Raw genomic sequence first — 21,944 nt, 5'->3', positions numbered from 1 at the left:
CCTCATCTTGCTTAAGGAAATTATTATAGCCTTTCAGTCTTACGTCAAGGCCCATCATTTCATTACTAAGCACAAACTGTGGAAATGGATCCTGATCCCCGGCATTCTTTATACCCTTCTTTTCAGTGTGGGCATGTACTTCTTCCTGGAGTCCTCCAGCAAGGCCATCACCTGGCTGAGCCAGCTCGCGGGTGTGGGAAGATGGCTGCACCACCAGCAGAGCGCTGCCCTGAGCTTCCTGTTCGTGATGGGCGAGATCATGGTGCGGCTGGTGCTCTTCTTCTTTTATTTCTCTCTTTTCAAATACCTGATCCTGATCATCGGCTCCCCCGTCTTCGCTTATCTCAGCCAGCAGACCCAGGCGCTGATCAATGGTAAGGAATACTCCTTCCAGACAGACCAGGTCCTCCGCGACATGCGCCGGGGCATCCGGCTGGCCATCCGCAATAGCCTCTGGCAGACCGTGTACATCATCTCCCTGCTGATCCTTTCCTTTTTTCCCCTGGTAGGGTGGATCACGCCCGTCATCTGCATTTTCGTGGAGAGCTATTATTATGGGTTCTCGATGCTGGACTACAGCTGCCAGCGGCATAACCTCGACTCGCCCGCCAGCGTCGCTTACATCGGTCAGCACAAGGGGCTGGCCATCGGCAATGGACTGGTGTTCTATGGGATGCACTTTATTCCTATCCTGGGCTGGGTGCTGGCGCCCGCCTATGCCGTCATCGCCGCAACCATCAGCCTTTATCATCAAAACCTGGAATAGCGCAGGACGGGTCATCCATATCCTATATTCATCTAACAACGATCATTTATGGCATCTACCGTCTCCACATCCACCGTCTATCTGATCCCCGCTTACCTGGATGAGCATTCCCTGGCCCCCCTGCCGCCTTATATATTGGACGCCGTAAAAGCCTGCGAAGTCTTTTTCGTGGAGAACGAGCGCAGCGCCCGCCGCTACCTGAAAGCCCTGTGGAAAGAAATGGTCATCGACCATTACCAATGGTACCCCATCCATAAGGCCGAAGAAGAAGTAAAAGCGATCTTCAGACAGCAGCTGAAGGAAGGCAGGACCATCGGGCTCATCAGCGAAGCCGGCTGTCCCGGAGTAGCCGATCCCGGCCAGATACTCACCGAAGCAGCCCACCAGGCCGGCGCCACCGTCCGGCCCCTCGTAGGCCCCAGCTCCATCCTGCTCGCCCTGATGGCCAGCGGCATGAATGGGCAGCAGTTCCGCTTTGCAGGCTATCTGCCCGTGGACAATGCCGGCCGGGCAAAAGCCCTCCGGGACCTGGAAGCCGAATCCCAACGGCTGCATTGCACCCAGCTATTTATAGAAACACCTTACCGGAATAATCAACTGATAGAGACCATCCTCCAGACCTGCCGGCCCACTACGCAGCTGTGCATCGCAGCCAATCTCACGGGACCGGGAGAGTTCATCCGCACCCGCACGATCGCGGAATGGAAGCAACTGGCGCAGGCCGCCATCGCCGGCCAGCAAACAGGTCCGTCATCCTCCGGCACCGCCGACTTCCCCAACCTGCACAAGCAGCCTGCGATCTTTTGCCTCATGGCCAGGTGAGCCCGGCAGGCTGCCACTCTACCTCGGCAAATCCGTGATCGACAAAATACTGTCCACCACAAAATTGCTATACCCCCTCCATGGCAATGTCCCCACATATTCCTTATAATGCAGCTGCACCATCTTCCCGCTGTTGACCATCAATTTCTTCGCAATAGCCGGGTCTGCAATGGAAAACTCGAACTCATACGACTGCACCGATCCCGGCGCCTTGCTCCGGATCCCGCTCTGGATCAGCTTGCCCTCGTACGTCTTGAACAGATACCCTTTTTCCACCACATAGTTCAGCTCTCCCGCTTTCACCCCCCGGCCGAAAACAAAGAAATACCGGAACAGGATAAAGACCACCAGCCCCGCAATGACCACGCCTGTCGCTATTTTCAGGAATGTATTCATAATCCTCCCTCCCACCCGTATTTATCCACCAGGTAGATCAGGGCCGCCATATTGAATGCCCCCAGCTCCATCTCCCGCTTGTTCACCACTTCCAGCACATCTTTCCGCGAATGATGATAATCGAAATAACGCTGTGAGTCCGGCCGCAGCTCGCCCACGGCCACGCCCAGCTTTTGCATGGGATCCACATCCGCGCCGCCGCCGCCTTTCGCAAATTCGTACACGCCATAGGGCCGCAATAATTTTAACCAGGGCTGGATGGCCGCCAGCTGGGTATCCGATACCCCCATGCTGAAGCTCCGGGGCGTAAATCCGCCCGCATCGCTTTCCAGGGCGAAAAGATGCCGCTCGCCTTTGGCCTTTGCCTCTTCCATATATTTATCACCGCCCCTGCCGCCATTTTCTTCATTGGCGAAGAGCACGGCGCGGATGGTATGCTTCGGCGTATAGCCCATCGCTTTAAATGCCCGCAGCACTTCGATGGACTGCACACAGCCCGTCCCGTCATCCATGGCGCCTTCCGCAGGGTCCCAGGAATCCAGGTGACCGCCCACCGTGATATACTCCTCCGGGCTCAGGCTGCCCCTGATCTCACCGATGACATTATGCGCGGCCGTATCCGCCAGCATGTGTGCCGGCGTCCGGAGAAAGACCCGCACTTCGCCACCATGTCCGATAGCCGCCGCCAGCTTGTCCGCATCCTGAAGGCCTACCGCCGCTGCCGGGATCTTGGGAAAACTATCATTATATACCAGGGCGCCCGTATGAGGATTGTTATCCACCGAATGCGACATGGACCGCACCAGCACCGCCAGCGCCCCATACTTTGCAGCCTGGGATGGCCCAAAGACACGATAGCGCACGGCATCCCCATACGACCGGAATGTCTCCACGAACGTAGGATTGAATGGATAGTTATAGAAGACGATCTTGCCTTTCACTTCATCCTTACGCTGCTGCAGCTCCTCGAAGGAATGGATCAGCACAACAGGCGCTGTGATCCCTTTCGGGCCCGTGCCAACGGAATTGCCCAACGCCAGGATGTCCAGCCCATGGCGCCCGGATGCACGGCTCACCGTACCGGCGCCCGATGGCACCTCAAAAGACGCGGAATCCCTGCCGCCTCTTACCCAATGGGGTACCATACATTCCTGCAACCATACCTTATCCGCATTTGCCGCCTGAAAGGCCTTCTGTCCCCAGGCCTCCGCCTTATAATATCCCGCGCTCCCCGACAGCCTTGGGCCCACCGTCTTGGTAAGCACCCGCAGATCTTCATAAGCCTTGCCATCCGTCAGTATCACGTCCGCCAGCCGCCGCAAAAAAGCCGAATCTTCCGAAGCCTGTGCCCTGACATCCGGGCCTATGCCTGTCACCAGGAATAAAATGAGTGCTGCTGTCAACAATTTATAGCTCATCCGTGTTAGTTTTACCGCTAAAGTTACATCAACCAAATTGATTTACCTTCGGCCCTTCGACCACAGATTAAACCACCATTAATCAGGCAAATATGCGGATTGGAATTGTTTGCTATCCTACTTTCGGCGGCAGCGGGGTTTTAGCGACGGAACTGGGTAAGGCATTGGCCGACAAAGGCCACCAGGTACATTTTATCACTTACCAGCAACCGGTGCGACTGATCGAGTTCAACGCCAATATCTTCTACCACGAAGTCCGGGTGGCCACCTATCCCCTCTTCGACTACCCACCCTATGAGACAGCCCTGGCCAGCGCCATGGTGGACGTCATCATGAACCACCAGCTGGACCTGCTCCATGTACACTACGCCATCCCCCATGCCTCCGCCGCCTATATGGCCAAAAAGATCGTAGAGACCCAGGGTCGGTATATACCGGTGATCACTACCCTCCACGGCACCGACATTACCCTCGTGGGCAGGGACAAGACCTTCGCGCCCGTGGTCACCTTTTCCATCAACCAGAGCGACGCCATTACGGCCGTCAGCCGCAACCTCCGGGACGAGACCTACCGGAATTTCGCCATCGAAAAAGAGATCCGCGTCATCCATAATTTCGTGGACACCCGCCGGTTTCGCAAGAAGCCCCTGGACGCTTTCCGCAAGGTCATCGCTCCCAATGGCGAGAAGATCCTCCTCCATGCCTCCAACTTCCGCAAGGTGAAAAGAGTGCAGGACATCGTACGCATATTCAACGAGGTAAGAAAAAAGATCCCCAGCAAGCTGCTGTTCGTGGGCGACGGACCGGAGCGCCCCGGCGCAGAAGACCTCGGCCGTGAGCTGGGCGTCTATGAGGACATCCGTTTTGTCGGCCGCCAGGAACAAATGGAAGACATCCTGGCCATCGCCGACCTGTTCCTGCTCACCTCCGAATACGAGAGCTTCGGTCTGGCCGCCCTGGAAGCCATGGCCGCCGGCGTGCCCGTCATTTCCACCAATGCAGGCGGATTGCCCGAGATAGCCGTGGAAGGCGTCACGGGCTACCTCAGCGATGTGGGCGACGTCCAGGGCATGAGCGAGCAGGCGATAAAGATCCTGGAGAACGCCGAAACACTGCAGCAGTTCAAAACCAACGCCGCCGAACATGCGCAGCGGTTCGATATCAATACCATCGTGCCGGAATATGAGGCTTTGTACAACCGGTTCCTGGCATAAGTTTATTTTTTTACCTCTCCCTTCCTGAACAACCTCACCTTGTCATTGATATACATAAATATATCCTGGCTGGTCGCGCTTCTGCAGAATTGATAGGTAGGCCGGTAACGGTACATGAACAGCCGCAGGCTGTCTCCCTGTAATCTCGTAAGCTGCGCCACGCGTGCCACCGGGAACCTGGAATCGATGTAGTAATCTTCCTCCTCCTGCTTCAACCTCTTTTTCAAACGGCGCTTTTCCCGCTCTCTTTTTGAATAATAGCCGATGGGGCTAAAGCTGAGGCCCGGACCGTCAGCAGATCTTTTCTCATTCCAGAGCTTGACAGGATGCTTCTTGTCGAGAATAAAACGATAGTCTTCCCTTCGCTGCGTCGAGTCCAGCTGGTAGTTCCGCGACTCATCCACCTCCACCGCTTTCAGCGTCACGACATTCGGCCGCAGCGCCACCAGGTAATTTTCTTCGAGCATATAGCCGGCCACGATAGTGGTGTCAGGTTGGTAGCCGGCGGAAGAGAAGATCACCGTATCTCCCAGCTTGACGGCGATCTTGTAATTACCGCCCATATCCGATACATTATGCATCCCTTGTTTGATGTTGAGGATATTCGCACCAATGATGATCTCCGTGGTGCCTCTTTTTTCTACCTTGCCGCTGAGGAACTGCTGGGCGTACCCGTCAGCCCGAAATGCTATTAAAATAAGGAAGACGCAGCCAGGTTTAAACATAGGAGTTAAGATAAGATCAATAACTCCATGCTCCAAGACAGCGGCTGAGCGCATGCCGTCTTTTATCTTTTCTTTAACCAATCACTATTGCAGCTGCAAGCGACAAGCTTCAAGCTACAAGTGTTTGATTAGTCCTGGCTTGCAGCTTGAAGCTTGAAGCTTGTAGCTCATTTCACCAGCCACTTCTCCGGGTCCATCCATATATCATGCTCGTCATAGATCCTGAAATCCAGCTGCCCGGTGGCCCCGACCAGCCCCAGCACATCCCCCGCGCCTATTTGCTGGCCTTTCGCTACGATGACATCCGAGAGGTCGCTATAGATCGTAAAGTATTTCCCGTGCTGGACCAGCACGGCCAACCCGTCTCCCAGGTCCATCACTTCGTCGACAACGCCGTCGGATACGGCCTTCACCGGGTCATCCTTTTTCGCCCCGATGCAGATGCACAGGTTGTTGCACTTCAGGTCATTTTCACCCGCCATATAGGTTTGCAAACCGAAGTGCATGTTGACCTTCCGCGAATCCACCGGCCAGGGTAAATGCCCCCGCTGCCGCCAGAATGCCAGCGACAGGGCGTCCGTCGGCGCCTGCAAGGACGCATCCGGTCTTCTTGCTTTCGCCCGGCTGGATCTGCTGCTCCGGTGCGCCGATCTCTTAGCCAGGGCAGACACCCGGTGAGAAAGCTTACGGTCCTTCTTTTTACGGTCGTCCATCCCGTGCGCGTGAGCGGGCAATGAGGACAAAAGCGTCGCCATCACCAGCATAGTCGCTGTTGTATACAATATTTTTATCATACTAGGAAAACGATCGCCCGTGACGAACGGGGATCAACGCGTCAACCATCTCTCCGGATCGAACATATGGTCCTTCTCGTCAGAAAGGACAAACTCCAGCTGGCCGATCTCACCTACACGGCCAATGATCTGGGCCGTCTTCACCTGGTCTCCTTTACTAACGCTTACAGTGGACAAATTACTATACGTGGTGAAATATTTTCCATGGCGGATGATCACGGCATTGACATCCCCGACGCTGAATACGCTGGTGACGACCCCCTCGAACACCGCTTTTACGGCCGCGCCCGCATTGACGTCGATGGTCACCCCCTGGTTATTGTGGATGATGCCTTTGATATATTCGTGGGGACCGAAAGCCATGGACACTGTACCCGACACCGGCCAGGGCAGATGCCCCTTGTTCTTCTCGAAATTGCCGGAAAGGTGGACGTCCTCGTCAGTGGAGAACACGGTTTTGGATGACGATTTGATCGGCGTCAGCGAAGCTGCCGTATTATCCGAGGGTTCCGACGAGCGGGAAGGTTTGGCAGCCGCCTTGTCCGCAGCCGCAGCCGCCGCATTCTTGGTCTTCGCTTCCTTGATAGCCAGGTCACGGGCACGCTTGATGGCTGCCGCAATGGCGCCGGCCAGCTTCTGATCCTGCTTTTGCTTGGCCGCCATCTCTTTTTTCAGCTCTTTTTCCTGCGATTTCAGCCGGTTAACCACCGCATCCTTTTCTTTCTTCTCATCCTCCAGGATCGTGCGTTCCTTATTCTGTTTCTTTACGGCCTCCTCCTTCTCGATCCGGGTGACCTTAAGACCGTCTATCTTGCTCTGCAGCAGGTTCTGCGTGCGGATGATATTCTCCGCCCGCTCCTCCCGGTAAGCCCGGTAAGATTTCAGGTATTCTATGCGCTTCATTGCGTCATTGAAGCTGGTGGAAGAAAAGATGAAGTTGAGGAAGTCGTAGCTGCTCCGGTTCTTGTAGGCGAAAACGATGCTTTCGGCGTATTGGATCCGCAGGGTATCCAGCTCCCGGCGCAGCTTCAGGATCTCCCGCCAGGATTCGTTCATATCCCCCTGGATCACATTGATCTGTTCGTTGATATTGCGGATAGCGGATTCCCGCAGCTTCAGCCGGCGCTGGAGCAGGGCCAGTTGGCCCAGGGTCTGCCGCTTGTTCTTGTGGGTTTCGTCCAGGCTGCGCTTGACATCCTCGATCTCCTTCTGAATGGCAGCCCGTTCCTTTTCCAGGTCACTACGGCTCTGGGTAGGCGACTGTGCATGGCTTACCGTAACCATCAACATCAGAAAAGAGCCGGCCAGTAATATTTTCAGCATACACGATTTTTTAGCCTCAAGCTACAAGCTACAAGTCAGAACACTTAAGAAAATCAGGTTATTTGCTAATTTACCCTATTTCACCTAAACAAACAAGCTTGTAGCTTGCAGCTTGTCGCTTGTCGCTCACTAACGCTCATCTCCGCCGATAATTTCTCGGAATGTTAAAAGAAAAGCTTAAAGGTTCGTTAAACTTAAACTGCTTGTATCCCAGCTCGATATCCACCTTCGTTTTTTCGGCCACGGAGATCTTGCGATAGGTGGAAAAGCGCAGGGTATCCCGCTGCTCATAATCCCCGTAGGTCAGATCGCATGTGCGGGCCCGGAAGGGGTCCACATCATCCAGCTTGCAGTGGCGAAGGGTATTGTCCCCATTGAGGGTCAGGTAGTTCTTGAAGAGATCGCCTACACTGAGCAGGGAGATGGCCGAAGGGTCTTTTTTATAGAAGAGGATATTCGTGGTGTCCAGGTAGATAGGATTACCCAGCAGCAGGTCCTGCACAGTCTTGAAGTCCACTGGCAGGTGGATCTCATCCTGCAGGAAGCTGACGCTCCGGAGCCGGGCTATTTTCTTCAGCTTGTCCAGGATCTTTACACTGTCGGGGGTGATCAGCATCCGGAAGGCCTCGATACCGAGGGCAGCATTGATGGACACCCAGATGAGACTGTCCTTTTTTATGTGGATGAACGCGTTGAATTCATAGTCCTTCCCGTCGCCGCCTTCATAATGGACCTTCATGCGCGCGGAAAAGGTCTGGAAATCGATGTGGGTCCGCATCAGCCCCTGCACCGTCTGGCTGATGATCCTCAGGCTGTCCGCATGACGGTCCTCCGGCGTAACCACAGGTGTGACGGTCACCGCCGCCGAATCTTTTCTCGTCCCCGGGGTGGCGATCACCTTCTGGATCTTCTTGGTCGAGCGACATCCCGCCATGACCCCAGCCATGGCTACTACCAGGGCGATCACCGCTAAAAGCTTATGCATCATTATAGATAGGTTGTTTCTTGTGAATTGGATTCCGCGCCTATTGCTTCCCTGTATGGCCAAAACCGCCGGCGCTGCGCACCGTCTCGCTGATGGTCTCCACCTGCTGCCACTCCACCTGCTCCACGGATGCGATCACCATTTGTGCGATCCGGTCCCCGGGATGCAGGGTCTGATCTTCGCCGGAAAGGTTGATGAGGATCACCTTGATCTCACCGCGGTAGTCGGAGTCAATGGTGCCGGGTGTATTCAGGCAGGTGATGCCGTGCTTGATGGCCAGGCCGCTGCGGGGACGGATCTGGGCTTCATAGCCCAATGGCAGCTCGATGAACAGCCCTGTAGGGATCAACTGCCTTTCCAGGGACTTCAGTACCAGGGGACCGGAGAGATCGGCCCGAATATCCATCCCGGCGGAGCCTTCTGTGGCATAGGTGGGAAGGTCGTTGGAAGATTTGTTGATGATGCGAACGTTGATTTTTAGACTCATGCGCACAAAGGTAATGGTTTGAAAGGTTTCATTTACTGCATCGTCACTGCAGTCTGGGAAATTCAAAAAAAATACCTTTTGGCAAGCTGCGCGGGGTCCTCCCTGGCCTCATGAAGTCGCATGGCCGAATATTTTGTCATGCTGTCCCGGCTATATAAATTAGAAGTGCGGCAGTATGTAATCTACATCGGTCCGGGCAGGCCTGAGATGTCAGCCCATTGGCATTGCAGACAGATGCAGTTTCACTATGATCTTATCATCCTTTCCGAAATAGATTACCAGCTTCTCCTGTCTTCCAGTGATCCAAGGGCTAAGATATTGGCGATCCTTGCAGATTTTAAAGGTGACGCTCCCGCTGCTATCATAGAGCAGATCATAACACAAATAATTGATTCTGGTGAAGGTCAGCTGGACCCCGCCAGACATATAAATCAGTTGCGCATATTATCCCAATTGCGTAACTTAGAGGAACAAATTTCCGAGGTTATGGAAAGTATCGCAACATTTTTTTCAATAGAAAGGGATCCTTACTATAAGAGAGGCGAAGAGAAAGGCCTTGCAAAAGGCAAAAGTGTTTTCGTCAAATACCTCCTTCGCACCACCGACTTCTCCATCACCCGCATCGCCTCCCTCGCCGAAGTCACCGAAGACTTTGTATTGGAAATAAAAAGGTCCCTCCATTAGTAGACGAACCTCGCACCCACACCGCATACTTCATATCCATACCTCAAACTCACACCTTCTCCAACAACACCGTCGCATACGCCATCAACCCTTCTCCCCTTCCCACAAACCCCATCAGCTCCGTCGTCGTCGCCTTGATAGAAATATCATCCGCCTCCACTTCCAGCACATTCGCCATCGCCGCCCGCATAGCCACCGCATACTTCATGATCTTAGGCGCCTCCAGGCACACCGTACTGTCGATGTTCACCAGCCGGTAGCCCTTCGCCTTCACCAATGCGTAGCTTTGCTGCAGCAGCACCTTGCTGTCAATATCCTTATAAGCAGCATCGGTATTGGGAAAATGCTGGCCGATGTCCCCCAGGTTCAGCGCTCCCAGCAAAGCATCGCAAATGGCATGCAGCAGCACATCCGCATCGCTATGTCCCAGCGATCCTTTTGTATGCGGGATCTGCACGCCTCCCAGCCACAGCTCCCGTCCTTCTGCCAGTTGATGAAAATCCACTCCAAAGCCGATGCGATATGACATAAATGATGGTATTATAAAAAAAGCGCCCCTCTCCGGAGCGCTTCAAAATTATTCGCTTTTACTCAATTTATCATTTCATTCTTTCCATCCCTTTCTCACCCACCAATCCCTCGCTCAAACCTCACATCTCACACCTCACATCTCACAGCTTGTAGCTTGTAGCTCGCAGCTTGCAGCTAGGTCTACGGCGTCGTCGTTTCCGGCGTACTATCCCCCCCATTGCTGTCGAGGTTGAAAGACAACCCGAATCGCAACGTATTGGACAAAGGATTACGCGTCGTCCCGTTGCCTGAAGGCACCAGGTAAGAGAAGTTCAACCCCATTACATTGTAATTCAAGCCGACCCCTACGCTGAAATATTTCCGGTCGCCCTGGTTCCTGTCCTCATAATAATAACCCGCCCGGAAGAAGAACTGATCCTGGTACGAATACTCGGCGCCGATGGAAGCCTGCAGGGTCTTGAACTGGCTGGGACCACTGAAGCTGCTGAACCAGCTGCTCACGAGGCTCTTATTATGATAGTCCGCCAATGCAGCCGAGTCGCCGAAATTGGGCGGCCTTGGCACCAGCAGCTTATGGATATCGATCCCGAACATCACTTTGTTGTCTTCATTAAACACCGCCGTATAGGTCGTGCCCAGCCCCAGGTCGGCAGGGATATAATCCTTTTCCGTAGCAGAGTTGGTATACCCGATCTTGCCACCCAGGTTGGAGAGCGCAAGGCCGAAATTCCATCCTCCGGCATCATCCGTCACGCCATGATAGAAAAAGGAGATATCCGCGGCAAACGTCTTTCCGGGTTGATAGGTAGGTCCTCCGGGAGCGGAATAACCGCCCGCCAGGTTGGAATAAATATACCGGGCAGCAAGGCCTACGGACAATTTATCGCCCAGTTTACGGGAATAGCCCAAGTCGAGGCCCCACTCGCGGGGACGCCCGTTGCCAATGGAAGCGCCATTATTATCGGTGAAATTGATATCGCCCAGGCTGAAATAACGGACGGAACCGGAGACAGCCTGCAGATCATCCAGCTTCTTATAACCAGATGCGGCCAGCAGATATACATCATTCAATCCCAGGTCCTTTAACCAGGGAGTATACGTCAGCCCAATGCCGATCTCTTTCTTGGCAAAAGGCGTCTTGGAAAGATTATAGAAGCCCGAGCTGGCATCCGGCGAAGTCGCCACGCCCAGGTCGCCCATCCCGCCTCCCCTGGCATCCGGTGAGATCCGCAGGAAAGGCACCGCCGTCGTCGTAATCGGCAAATTAGTCTGTGCCTGTGAAATTTGCGTTGCCCCAAAAAATAACACTGAAAAAGCAGCTAATCCCAGGTAAGATCGTTTCATGAGTTTGTTTAATTTTCTTTTGTAATCACCCGGACGCTCGATGGCCCGGCCCTTCTTTTAAGAAAAGTAAATGTAAGTTATAGGCTGCTAAATTATTGGTTATTAATAGTTTTATATAGGGTTTTACAGAATATAAAGCTTCTGGAACACGTCCGCCATCGACCCATCCGCACATCGTACTCTGAGCCGGTAAATATAAACGCCCTTCCCGATCTTCGACCCGTAGTCGTCACGGCCGTCCCAATCAATCTCACTCGAACGGTTTCCAGGTGTATTTATTGTCCGCCGCATGGATTTTACAAGCTTGCCCGATACTGTCAATATTTGTACCAAAACCGACAGGTCCTCCGCCGGCCGGTTATGCTCAAACCAGAACGTCGTATGCGTGGTGAACGGGTTCGGATAGTTCAGCACATGCGTCAACACCAGCCGCTGGGACGCCACCACCCGAAAACTGAGCGAGGTCTGTCCCGAATGATTGGCCACATTCCAGGCTTTAATGAGCAGCACATGCTCCCCTTCGGTCATATGCGGCAGGGGATAACGAACCGTCCCTTTTTTATACGTATTCAGGTCCGCCTCATAAAATCCATTTAGCACCAGCGGGTTTTGCGTGTTGTTGTCCAAAATGGCCGTGATATCATGTCCGATACCAGTGCCCGTGATATTGATGCCCAAAGAATCCTGCAGATGCAGCAAAAGGATCGGACTTGCATTGGCGATCCCCCCATCCACAAACTTCTCATCATTCAGATAGGCCTGGATAGTGGGCCCTCCCATATAGCTCGTTCCATTCCCCGATCCGCCTACCACGACGTTGGTGAAAACCCCGTTGCCATCCGCCGCGCCGCCCGCCGGCAGACCAGCGCCCCCGGCGCCCGCATAATAGCTGATCCTGCCCTTACCATACTGGTAATTGATGTCCTTCGGTACGATGAAACTAAAGTTGAAGTTGCCCTGGCTGACAGGTACTTTTCCTTTATACAGGATATTATCCTGTACGAGGAACTCCGCCCGGGAGCTGCCCGGGTTATTACCCAGGGTGGTCGCCACGCGCGGTTTGTCATAAACTGTCGTATATAGGATCCCGTTAAAACTGCTGAGCAGGGTCCCGCCCGCGTCCGTCACCGAGCCGGACACGGTCACCTGGTTCAGCGCTTTCAGCGTATCCGCAGCCGGGCTCCCGCCGCCCCCCACCGCCTTGCCATTGATCGCCGTCGTCCGTACTTTATATACGGGAAAAGCCAGGGTCAACGCTGGGTCGCCTATCAAAGTAAATTTCCGGTTGTTCACCGCATCCGTCTGGGTCAGGTAAGTGTAATTCTTCGTCAGCCGGCCCGCTTCCCCCAGGGAATAGTAGGTGCCGTCCGGCTTGGGCGTCACTGCGATCTGCCAGTAATTGTTATTGATCTGTTTGTTGCTGAAGGCAAATACCAGGCGGGTGGTGGTCATCAGCCCAATGGCGCCCGACCCGGGCCGCACCAGCAGACTGGCGCCAATGGATTGTACCAGGGGATTGTCATAGGGTGCAAAGTCGCAGGTGGCGGTGACAAAAAGTGGCAGCTTATCGGCGTTGGAAAAACCCGCCACCGTGGACTGATCCATGACCACTTCATTGGAAAGGCGGGCATTGCTGCCATGACCCGTATAGTTCCAGATCAAGGTGCCATTGTACAGCCCGCTGCTGATGGCCTGGTTCACGTCGGGGTACCTTCCTCCGGCCGGTGTATTCTGCTGCTTATAAGCATCCAGGTAGATCTTGTCGATATCAAAGACGGGGGCGGTTGCAGCGATGGTGCCCGCAAAAGCTTCCGCATCCTGGAAATGCAGGTTCTGATCCCCGTCATCCGCCACCAGGGTCAGCTCATTACGCCAGGGTCCCTGCGTCTTCGCGTCCGCATAATGCAGGATCTTATCCACCACGGCGGAGGCTTCGGCCACCGTGCGTGCCGGAATGCGGCCCACTCCCAGGTCCAGTAAATTCTTTTTATCGAGATCGTTCACGTCGGCGGAATCCTGCAGCATGGCGAAAAAATCGTCCGAAGCATAGGTGTTCAGCGGGTCCAGCGAAACGCCGCTCTCATAGGCCGGGACCTTATTTGTATTTCCTGTGAGCCTGTCCTTATAATCGAAAGAGCCCGCCCCGAACAGCAGGAGATAACGGGGCCGCTTAGTCGAATCGCCATTGCTGCGGTCATAGTACATCTTCGCAAAGTCCCGCAAAGCCGCGGGATCGGGACAGCCTCCGGCAAATTCATTGTACACCTGGTCGGAGGTCACCACCAGCGTCCTCAGCCGGTCGTGCTGTCCATGGAACTGCGCCAGCCGCAGCGCCTGGTCCGCCAGCGCCGGGTCGGAAATGATCAGCAGGTCCGCCATCACAGGCTGATGGAGGTTCTGGTTGCCCACCTTACCCACCGCCAACGGCGTAAACAGCCCCGATGCACCCAGGTCCGCCCCGTTGGGGTCGCCATTCACCCCGCCATACGGATAAGCCGCAGCCCCCTCCACGCCTGTCTTTCCGGGCGTCACCGCCAGCGCCTTCGCCGATGTATTGAACGCAATGTATTCATGCAGTCTGCTGCAATCCGCGGCAAAGCTAAACTCCCCACCCGACAAGGTCCCTTGCACATTGACAGCAGCCGAAGGATCCGTCACATCCCAGACCTGGGTAGCCGCATCCGCTCCCCGCAGCATAAATGCTCCCACCCGCCCGCTGCCGACACTGTTCCAGTCCCTGAACTGCAGCTGGGCAAAACCCTCCAGGGAAAGCGTGCCCCTCCCCGACAGCTCCCACCAGTCCAGCCACCCTTGTGCATTATAGCCTCCGGGCGTGAATGTATAGCCCAGGGTCAGCGTGCCGCCACCTGGACTGCCGCCACCCGGACCGCCCCCTCCCGCCGGGACCGCCGCCCGCAGCGCTCCCGTCCGGCCAAAGAGATCATACCCCCCATCCGTCACCGCCCCTATGTCCATCGCTCCCACCGCCCCCCCATTCACCGCCACCGCCATTTTGCTGGAAGCGCCTACGCTGCGGGCAATACAGGTAGTCGACAGCAACAGGGGGCTGCCCCCGTCCGGATGAGGAGGGGTCAGCGTAAAGTTTCGCGCACCTACACCCCCGGGTATATTCGAGAACTCCTCCCCATACCAGTCCTTCCCGCTGGAAAGGATATTCACGGTATCCTGTTCATGGAAAGCACGCCAGTCGAAGCCGGTCACCGTCGTATTCGGATTAGGCAGGCTGCCCCGGGTATTGATCCGCCGCCCCGCCCCTCCTCCGATGCTGATATAATACCAGGCAACTTCACTATATATATTCTTTATATGTGTAAACCGCCGGTTCACGGAGTCTTTTGCCCAATGATGCGGCCCGGGGGCATAAAAGAGAAAATAGTCGCCTTCGCCAAAGATCCCATCCCCTCCATCCTCCACATCGATGGCGTTTTCCAGCAGGTCATCCGTGCGGACGCCCTTGCAGGCCTCCGGCAGCATGCCGCCGCCATTGCCATACAGCCGGATACTCGCAGACGAAAGGCCGTTGAGGCCGATCCCCAGCTGGCGGAGGACGGCAGCGTCCACCTTATACACGCCGGGGGCGGAGATGGCGATCCTGTACCAGCTGCCCGAGGCCATGGCGCTGGCGGGGGTATAGACCCGTTGGGCCCCCGCGGGGAATAGTTGGAAAGAACATATTGCTAAAATTAGCCAAATCCCTCTCATACAATCAGTTACTAAGGAAAATCCCCTAATTTTACCAGCGGGGCAACTGTGGATAACTAAGCCTCGTATTATTATACAATAATTGGTCGGAGACCACGTTTAATACAGTTACAAATTACGGCTAAAGCGCCAATAAATGCGTCAACTTATGAACTTGAAAAACCTAGCTATCCTGGCATCAGGCCTCATTCTGGTAGCCTCCTGTAAAAGCAAGAAGATGGAGCAATCCAGCGTTACGGGATGGAACTACAACGATTCGAAGATGGGCGGATTCCAGGTTTCGAAAGAAAAAGAGCAACGTACCGGTCCGGGGCTGGTTTTTGTGCAAGGTGGTACTTTTACCATGGGCGCTACCCAGGAGGACGTGATGAGGGACTGGAACAACGTCCCCCGGCGCGTGACGGTGAACTCATTCTACATCGACCAGACAGAAGTGGCCAACATCCACTATCGTGAATACCTGTATTGGCTCAACGTCGTTTTCGACGCCGATGAGTACAAGGCGGTCCGCGAAGGAGCGCTGCCCGATACCCTCTGCTGGAGAAGCGAACTGGCTTACAATGAACCCATGGTGGAATACTACTTCCGTCACCCCTCCTACAATTACTATCCCGTCGTAGGCGTCACCTGGAAACAGGCGCATGATTTCTGTCTCTGGCGCAGCGACCGTGTCAACGAAAAGGCATTGTTGGACAAGGGCTTCATCAACCAGAATTCCGTAAAGAACCTGCAGGGCCTCGGACAGGAGAACTTCAATACGAAAGCCTATCTCATGGGTGAATACCAGGCTACTCCTGATAAGAAAGCAAAATCCAAGAGCAATGCGCTGAAGAATCCCAATGGTACGCCCCGTACGGTGGTGACCTTCGAGGATGGCATCCTGCTTCCCGGCTACCGTCTCCCGACAGAAGCCGAGTGGGAATACGCCGCACTGGGATACATCAATCAGAACCCTCTCCCCGGCAAGAATGACAAGAAGCGTGGGGAAGAGTTGATCGCCAATAAACAGGTTTATTCCTGGAGCAACAACGTCAACGGCCTGCGCGATACCCGCCACGGCAGCTGGCAAGGTACCTTCATGGCCAACTTCAAACGCGGTTCCGGTGACAATATGGGTGTAGCCGGTGGTCTGAATGACAACGCCGTATATACCGCCCCCGTTACTTCCTTCTTCCCCAACGGTTTTGGGATCTATAATATGTCCGGTAATGTCAGCGAGTGGGTAGGCGACGTTTATCGTCCCCTGAACACCCAGGACGTGGAAGACATCGCTCCTTTCCGCGGTAATAAATTCGAGACCGTTGACCTCGGCAAGGAAGGCAAGGGAGAAAGAGATTCCCTGGGACGCATCAAGATGCGCCCGGTAACTGACTCCGAGAGCAGGGCCCGCCGCAACTACCAGAAAGGTGACGTCATCAACTTCCTGGACGGTGACTCCACGATCTCCGGCATCGCCTACGGCTACGGTAAGACGACCCTCATCAGCAATAAGTCCCGCGTAGTAAAAGGCGGCAGCTGGAACGACCGCGCTTACTGGCTGAGCCCCGGCACCCGCCGCTTCCTGGAAGAAGATCAGTCCAACAGCACCATCGGTTTCCGTTGCGCAATGGACCGTGTAGGCAGCCCCGCAGGCAATGGACGCCAGACGGGTATCAACTACAAACAAAGACGACAGAATACAAGAAAACAATAAATTTAAGAAAGCCCCGCTCCGCGGGGCTTTCTTATTCCTTCACTCTGCCCGCAAGCTCTCCACCGGATTGGCCATCGCCGCCCGCATCGCCTGGAAGCTCACCGTTATCAGGGTGATCAGCAAGGCCGCAAACCCCGATGTCGCAAAGATCCACCTCGATATCTCCGTTCTGTAACTGTAATGCTGCAGCCAGTTATGCATAAAATAATAGGCCACCGGCATCGCTATCAAAAGGGACACCATCACCAGCTGAAAGAATTCTTTTGACAACAGGCTCCAGATATTAAGCAAAGAAGCGCCCAGCACCTTGCGGATCCCCACCTCCCTGGTACGCTGCTCCGCCGTAAACGATGCAAGCCCAAACAACCCAAGGGCTGAAATAAAGATGGCCAGCGCCGCAAAAAAACCAGCCAGCTTGCTGATCCTGTCTTCCGCCGCGAATTTCAACGCATAGTCCTCATCGACGAACTGGTAATCGAAAGGAGCGCTGGGGACCAGTTTTTTCATGACAGCTTCAATCTTCGGCAGCGCACTATGCATGGCCACCCCCGGCTTAACCTTTATGATCATCCAGCTCACCCCGCCATTATGTCCCTTTTGGTAGAACACAATGGGCTTGGTGTTCTCATAGGGCGACTCCATGATCATATCCTTCACGACCCCGATAATTTTATAACGGAGCACCTGTGTCCTGTCCTGCCACCACGTCCATACTACATCCGTTCCCACGGGATCCTTCAATCCCATTTCTTTCATCGCCGACTCATTGATGACCATACCCATTGAATCGCCGGCCAACGCCCGGGAGAAATCTCTTCCCTGCAGGAATTGCCACCCGATCGTTTTGCCATATTCCGGCGAAACGGCCAGCGTACCGTAATTCTGCTCTTTCTTCAGGTCTCTTCCTACCCAGTCGAATCCGCCATTATTGGATGCCATCTCCGTCACCTTCCCCATCGACTCGGCGAATTCCGATACAACGCCCGTATTCAGCAGTTCCCTCCGCACGAGATCATATTTTCCATAAAAATCGCCGGACCTCATTTGCATCATGATCAAACCCTCCCGGGTATATCCCACCGGCCGGTCCTTTGCATGCCGCACCTGTCGCAAGACGATGATGGTGCAATTGATCAGGGCAACTGAAATGGTGAATTGAAATACGACCAGCACCTTACGGGGGATGGTTGCCCCCCTGCCCAGGCGAAAGGTCCCTTTCAGCGCCCGGACAGGTTTGAATGACGAAAGAAAAAGGGCAGGATAGCTTCCTGCTAGAATGCCGGTGATAAGAATGAACGCCATGCTGACGATCCAGAAAGAAGGATGGCTCCAGGGGATGCTCATTTGTTTGGCCGCCAGCTGATTGAACCAGTTCAGCGATGCCGCCGTCAGCGCAACGGCGGCGAGGAATGAAAACGTGACCATCGCCAGCGATTCGCAGAAGAACTGCAAGACCAGCTGCCCTCTCATCGAACCGATTGCTTTCCGTATGCCCACTTCATTCGCTCTTTTTTCAGAGCGGGCTGTGCTCAGGTTCATGAAGTTGATGCAGGCCAGCAACAGCACAAAGGCCCCGATCATGGAAACCAGCCATACCATTTGCTGCACCGACGCATCGGGTTTGCCCCCGCGGCCATTGCCGCTGAGATGCCATTCCTCCATAGGGTCCAGCACTATTTTGGGTTGCTGCGCCAGCTCGCCCCGGTGATTCTCGTCATCTAAATTTTTAATGTGATCGATCTCGACATGCTCAATTTGATGGCTGACAGATGGAAAGGTCGCACCTTGCTTTATTTCCGCGAACAGCTTCAGGTAATGATTCCAATACTCCCCCGCGGTTTGCCTTACCCAGTCATTTTCCGTTAGCCAAAGCTCAAACGGGGCAATGTATTTGATCCGGGTGAGTTCTGTGTTCAAGGGAAGGTCTTCATACACCCCCGTAATGCTGACATTGGTCTTGTTATTGATGAGCATCACCCGCCCTACCGGGTCTGCATCCCCGAACAAGGCTTTGGCAGTGGATGCGGAAATGAGTATGGAATGCAGGTCCCGCAGCCCTTCCCTGCTGCCCCTGATCATTCTTAAGGTGAACATATCCGGAGCCCCGGCATCCATGTATTGCCCCGCGCGGGATATTTTCCTGTCGCCGGAAGAAAGGATGGATTCCTGTACCCAGGATGCCCTCACCAGCCGCTGAAATCGATCGCTGTAATGGGCCGTTAATTCATTCACCAGCGGATAGGACAGTGTCGGACTAAGAGAAGGCCCCTTTTCGTCCCGCCCGCTGATGGAAACCCGTGCGATACGGTGATAATTTTCGTGATACTTATTAAAGGAAAGCTCGTCATGCAGCCATAAACCTGTAAGCATGGCAACGGCCATTCCTACCGCAAGACCACTGATATTGATGAAAGAAGAGATCCTGTTGTGCAGGATGTTCCTCCATGCGACCTTAAAATAGTTTTTCAGCATATCGCCTGATTTAGAAATGAACAAGCATCGCTGCCAGGGCCTACTCTGCCCTTAAATTCTTCACCGGATTAGCCGTCGCCGCCCGCATCGCCTGGAAGCTGATGGTCAGCAAAGCGATCACCCCTACCAGTGCTCCCGAGACAAGGAAGATCCATCCACTGATATCTATCCGGTAAACAAAATCCTGCAGCCACTGATGCATCCCCCACCAGGCGATGGGCGACGCAATGATAAAAGCGATCATCACCAGCTTCACAAAATTGATGGACAGCAGGCTCGCCATCTGTGCCACCGTAGCGCCCAGCACCTTGCGGATCCCGATCTCCCGGCTCCGCTGCTCCGCCATAAAAGCCGACAAAGCAAACAGCCCCAGACAGGCAATGATCACCGCCAACACCGAAAAGCTGGTGAAAAGCAGCCCCGTACGCTGCACGTCCGCATACATGCGGGCAAAACTTTCATCCATGAAGACATAGCGGAATTCCTGGTGTGGGGAATAGCTCTTCCACACGGTGCCGATGCGGCCCAGCACCGCCTTCATATCTGCCGCATTCACTTTCACGGATAGGGTATTGGCCCACCCGCCGATCTTGAAGCAAAGAGGGCCGATCTCCTGTTTCATGGATTCGAAATTGAAATCCTTCATCACCCCGATGACCCTGTTCTGCCACGTCCCCCGACCGATGCGATGACCCAGCGGATCCTTCAGTCCCATCTTCTTTGCCATCGACTCATTGATAATGATATTCAGCGAATCCGACAAAAGGTCCTTCGAGAAATTCCTGCCCGCCACCAGCTGTATCCCCATCGTAGGAATGTAGTTCTGGTCCACATTCCAGATCTGCGTTCCAATGCCCGCTTCCTCCTTATCCTTTCCTTCATTATATAAGGTGCCCATATTCCTCTTGCTGCCCGCCACTGGCAGGAAGTCGCTTAAGGAAGCATTCCTTACCCCCGGCACCTTTGCCAGCTCATCCCTGAAGGTGCGGATCTGCTTGTCCAGCGACCCTACTCCCTGCACCTGTACTACCTGGTCCTTGTCGAAGCCCAGCTTCCTGTTCAACAGGAAACCCATCTGCCCATGAATGACAAAAGTGGCGATGATCAATATAATAGAGGTGGCGAACTGGAAGACCACCAGCACGCTGCGAAGCCTTCCGCCACGAGCCCCTGTGCTCACCGTCCCTTTCAATACATTCGCAGGCTTGAAGCCGGAAAGATAGATGGCAGGATAGATCCCCGCCAGCACACCTACCACGATGGCAGCTCCCGTCATAACAGGGAACAGCCACCATTCCCCCCAGGGGAATGACAGCGTGGTGGCCGCCATTTTGTTGAACAGGGGCAGCAGCCCCCAGGCCAGGACGATGGCCAGCAGGAAAGAAAAGAAGCTGAGCACCAGCGACTCCAGCAGGAATTGCCGGATAAGCCCGCCACGCCGGGACCCGATCACCTTCCGCAGCCCCACTTCCTTGGCCCTGCCCGCGCTGCGGGCCGTGGAAAGGTTGATGAAATTGATACAGGCCAGCAACAGGATGAACCCGGCCACGGCGCCGAACAGCCGCACATACCGGATATCCCCATGTGTATGCGCATCCCCGATCTCGGCATTCAGATGAATGTCCCCGATGGGCTGCAGCACAATAGCCATCTGATTCACCACCTTCTGCGGGTCTTTCATCCCCGACTGGGTATACAACGGCAGCAGCTGTCCCCTGATCATGGTCGTCAGTTTGGCCCCCATCTGCGCCGCATCCGTCCCGGACTGCAGTTTGATATAGGTATCATAATTCTGGTTCCACCAGGTGTTCTGCTCGCCATTCCAAAGCTCATGCCCCGTCAGCGACAAAAAGAAATCGTACTGCAGATGCGTAGTCGCCGGCATGTCTTCCATCACCCCGCCCACCTTCCAGGGCTTTTTCCTGTCATTATTCAGGTAGAACAACTTGCCGATGGGATCTTGATGAGGGAAATATTTTTCCGCCTTCCGCCGGGACAGCACCAGGGTATTGGGCTCCGCCAGCGCCTTGGCCCGGTCGCCATATACCATCGGCAAATGCAGCATGTCCAGCAGGGACTGGTCCGCATACGTGAACCCCTCTTCAAACGTATTGTCCATCTTCCCTTCCGGCATCACCTCGTTGCTCCCCGCGCCCCAGAACAAAGGGAAAGGCATCAGCCGGCCCGACAACTCGATCTGGGGGAATTCCGCCTTGATCGCCTTGGCAAAGGGCGCCGCAAACGCCGTCCCCTGGATCACTTTCCCATTGTCGTCATAATGGGCCAGGACACGGTATAATCTACCGGCATCCGGGTACGATTTGTCATAGCTCAGCTCATGACGGATGTACAGCGTGATGAGCAGGCAGGTGGCGATGCCCAGGGCAAAACCGCCGATCTTGATGGCAGAATAGAATTTCTGCTTCCCCAGTTGCCGCAGGGCGATGGTGAGATAATTTTTAAACATAGAGATGGTTTTGGTGAAAGGCCATGCGGCCTACACCAAAAGTCACCCGGGTCCGGGAAATGTTGCATGGCCGGCTTCCCGCCCCCGCCAAATAGCAGAC

General features: G+C 54.6%; 17 protein-coding genes. 5 read left to right on the top strand and 12 right to left on the bottom strand.

The features are described from left to right. The first annotated feature begins 7 nt into the window (after positions 1–7). Positions 8–766, top strand: coding sequence for an EI24 domain-containing protein (locus Q4E93_RS20255; protein WP_303588338.1), 759 nt, complete (start codon positions 8–10; stop codon positions 764–766). Positions 767–814: 48 nt separating this feature from the next. After that, a complete protein-coding gene (locus Q4E93_RS20250) occupies positions 815–1,588 on the top strand; it encodes an SAM-dependent methyltransferase (protein ID WP_303588336.1) in 774 nt (257 codons plus the stop codon). Positions 1,589–1,606: 18 nt separating this feature from the next. Here the strand turns inward: Q4E93_RS20250 and Q4E93_RS20245 are convergent, their stop codons facing one another. Together Q4E93_RS20245 and Q4E93_RS20240 are read right to left on the bottom strand one after the other, a co-directional pair. Then, positions 1,607–1,984 (bottom strand): hypothetical protein, encoded by a 378-nt coding sequence (locus Q4E93_RS20245; protein ID WP_303588334.1) that lies wholly within the window; start codon positions 1,982–1,984, stop codon positions 1,607–1,609. Next, positions 1,981–3,402: a M20/M25/M40 family metallo-hydrolase gene (locus tag Q4E93_RS20240; RefSeq protein ID WP_303588333.1), complete on the bottom strand. Its 1,422-nt coding sequence runs from the start codon at positions 3,400–3,402 to the stop codon at positions 1,981–1,983. Before Q4E93_RS20240 ends, Q4E93_RS20245 begins: the two co-directional genes overlap by 4 nt. Positions 3,403–3,494: 92 nt before the next feature. On the opposite strand from Q4E93_RS20240, the gene bshA reads away from it, so the two are divergent. Then, complete coding sequence (bshA, locus tag Q4E93_RS20235) at positions 3,495–4,616, top strand: N-acetyl-alpha-D-glucosaminyl L-malate synthase BshA (RefSeq protein WP_303588332.1); 1,122 nt, start codon at positions 3,495–3,497, stop codon at positions 4,614–4,616. A 2-nt stretch (positions 4,617–4,618) separates the two neighbouring features. Here the strand turns inward: bshA and Q4E93_RS20230 are convergent, their stop codons facing one another. The 5 genes from Q4E93_RS20230 to dut form a co-directional block, all read right to left on the bottom strand. Then, positions 4,619–5,341 (bottom strand): carboxypeptidase-like regulatory domain-containing protein, encoded by a 723-nt coding sequence (locus Q4E93_RS20230; RefSeq protein ID WP_303588330.1) that lies wholly within the window; start codon positions 5,339–5,341, stop codon positions 4,619–4,621. Positions 5,342–5,508: 167 nt separating this feature from the next. After that, positions 5,509–6,135 (bottom strand): murein hydrolase activator EnvC family protein, encoded by a 627-nt coding sequence (locus Q4E93_RS20225; RefSeq protein WP_303588329.1) that lies wholly within the window; start codon positions 6,133–6,135, stop codon positions 5,509–5,511. Between the two features lie 33 nt (positions 6,136–6,168). Next, a complete protein-coding gene (locus Q4E93_RS20220) occupies positions 6,169–7,458 on the bottom strand; it encodes a murein hydrolase activator EnvC family protein (RefSeq protein ID WP_303588327.1) in 1,290 nt (429 codons plus the stop codon). A 136-nt stretch (positions 7,459–7,594) separates the two neighbouring features. Further along, the gene (gene lolB1, locus Q4E93_RS20215; protein ID WP_303588326.1) at positions 7,595–8,446 is read right to left on the bottom strand and encodes a lipoprotein insertase outer membrane protein LolB1; all 852 of its coding nucleotides are present in this window, start codon (positions 8,444–8,446) and stop codon (positions 7,595–7,597) included. A 37-nt stretch (positions 8,447–8,483) separates the two neighbouring features. Beyond that, positions 8,484–8,930 carry a dUTP diphosphatase gene (dut, locus tag Q4E93_RS20210; protein ID WP_303588324.1) on the bottom strand — a complete coding sequence of 149 codons (447 nt, stop codon included), beginning with the start codon at positions 8,928–8,930 and terminating at the stop codon, positions 8,484–8,486. A gap of 120 nt (positions 8,931–9,050) precedes the next feature. Here dut and Q4E93_RS20205 point away from each other — a divergent pair, with 120 nt between their 5' ends. Beyond that, a complete protein-coding gene (locus Q4E93_RS20205) occupies positions 9,051–9,614 on the top strand; it encodes a hypothetical protein (RefSeq protein ID WP_303588323.1) in 564 nt (187 codons plus the stop codon). A gap of 49 nt (positions 9,615–9,663) precedes the next feature. On the opposite strand, the gene ispF is transcribed toward Q4E93_RS20205, so the two are convergent. The 3 genes from ispF to porU form a co-directional block, all read right to left on the bottom strand. Then, a complete protein-coding gene (gene ispF / locus Q4E93_RS20200; protein ID WP_303588321.1) occupies positions 9,664–10,143 on the bottom strand; it encodes a 2-C-methyl-D-erythritol 2,4-cyclodiphosphate synthase in 480 nt (159 codons plus the stop codon). A 182-nt stretch (positions 10,144–10,325) separates the two neighbouring features. Beyond that, positions 10,326–11,489: a type IX secretion system outer membrane channel protein PorV gene (porV, locus tag Q4E93_RS20195; RefSeq protein WP_303588319.1), complete on the bottom strand. Its 1,164-nt coding sequence runs from the start codon at positions 11,487–11,489 to the stop codon at positions 10,326–10,328. Positions 11,490–11,612: 123 nt separating this feature from the next. Next, complete coding sequence (porU, locus tag Q4E93_RS20190) at positions 11,613–15,212, bottom strand: type IX secretion system sortase PorU (protein WP_303588318.1); 3,600 nt, start codon at positions 15,210–15,212, stop codon at positions 11,613–11,615. 148 nt (positions 15,213–15,360) lie between these two features. On the opposite strand from porU, the gene Q4E93_RS20185 reads away from it, so the two are divergent. Beyond that, positions 15,361–16,905, top strand: coding sequence for an SUMF1/EgtB/PvdO family nonheme iron enzyme (locus Q4E93_RS20185; protein WP_303588317.1), 1,545 nt, complete (start codon positions 15,361–15,363; stop codon positions 16,903–16,905). Positions 16,906–16,944: 39 nt separating this feature from the next. Here Q4E93_RS20185 and Q4E93_RS20180 read toward each other — a convergent pair whose 3' ends face one another. Both Q4E93_RS20180 and Q4E93_RS20175 read right to left on the bottom strand, forming a co-directional pair. After that, complete coding sequence (locus tag Q4E93_RS20180) at positions 16,945–19,377, bottom strand: ABC transporter permease (RefSeq protein ID WP_303588316.1); 2,433 nt, start codon at positions 19,375–19,377, stop codon at positions 16,945–16,947. A 40-nt stretch (positions 19,378–19,417) separates the two neighbouring features. Beyond that, a complete protein-coding gene (locus Q4E93_RS20175) occupies positions 19,418–21,844 on the bottom strand; it encodes an ABC transporter permease (protein WP_303588314.1) in 2,427 nt (808 codons plus the stop codon). Positions 21,845–21,944 lie beyond the last annotated feature (100 nt).

It is taken from the genome of Flavitalea plasmicola, from assembly GCF_030546645.1.
Taxonomy (GTDB): Bacteria; Bacteroidota; Bacteroidia; order Chitinophagales; family Chitinophagaceae; genus Puia.
Note: the sequence above shows the minus strand (reverse complement) of the source record. Positions and strands in the feature narration are given on the sequence as shown.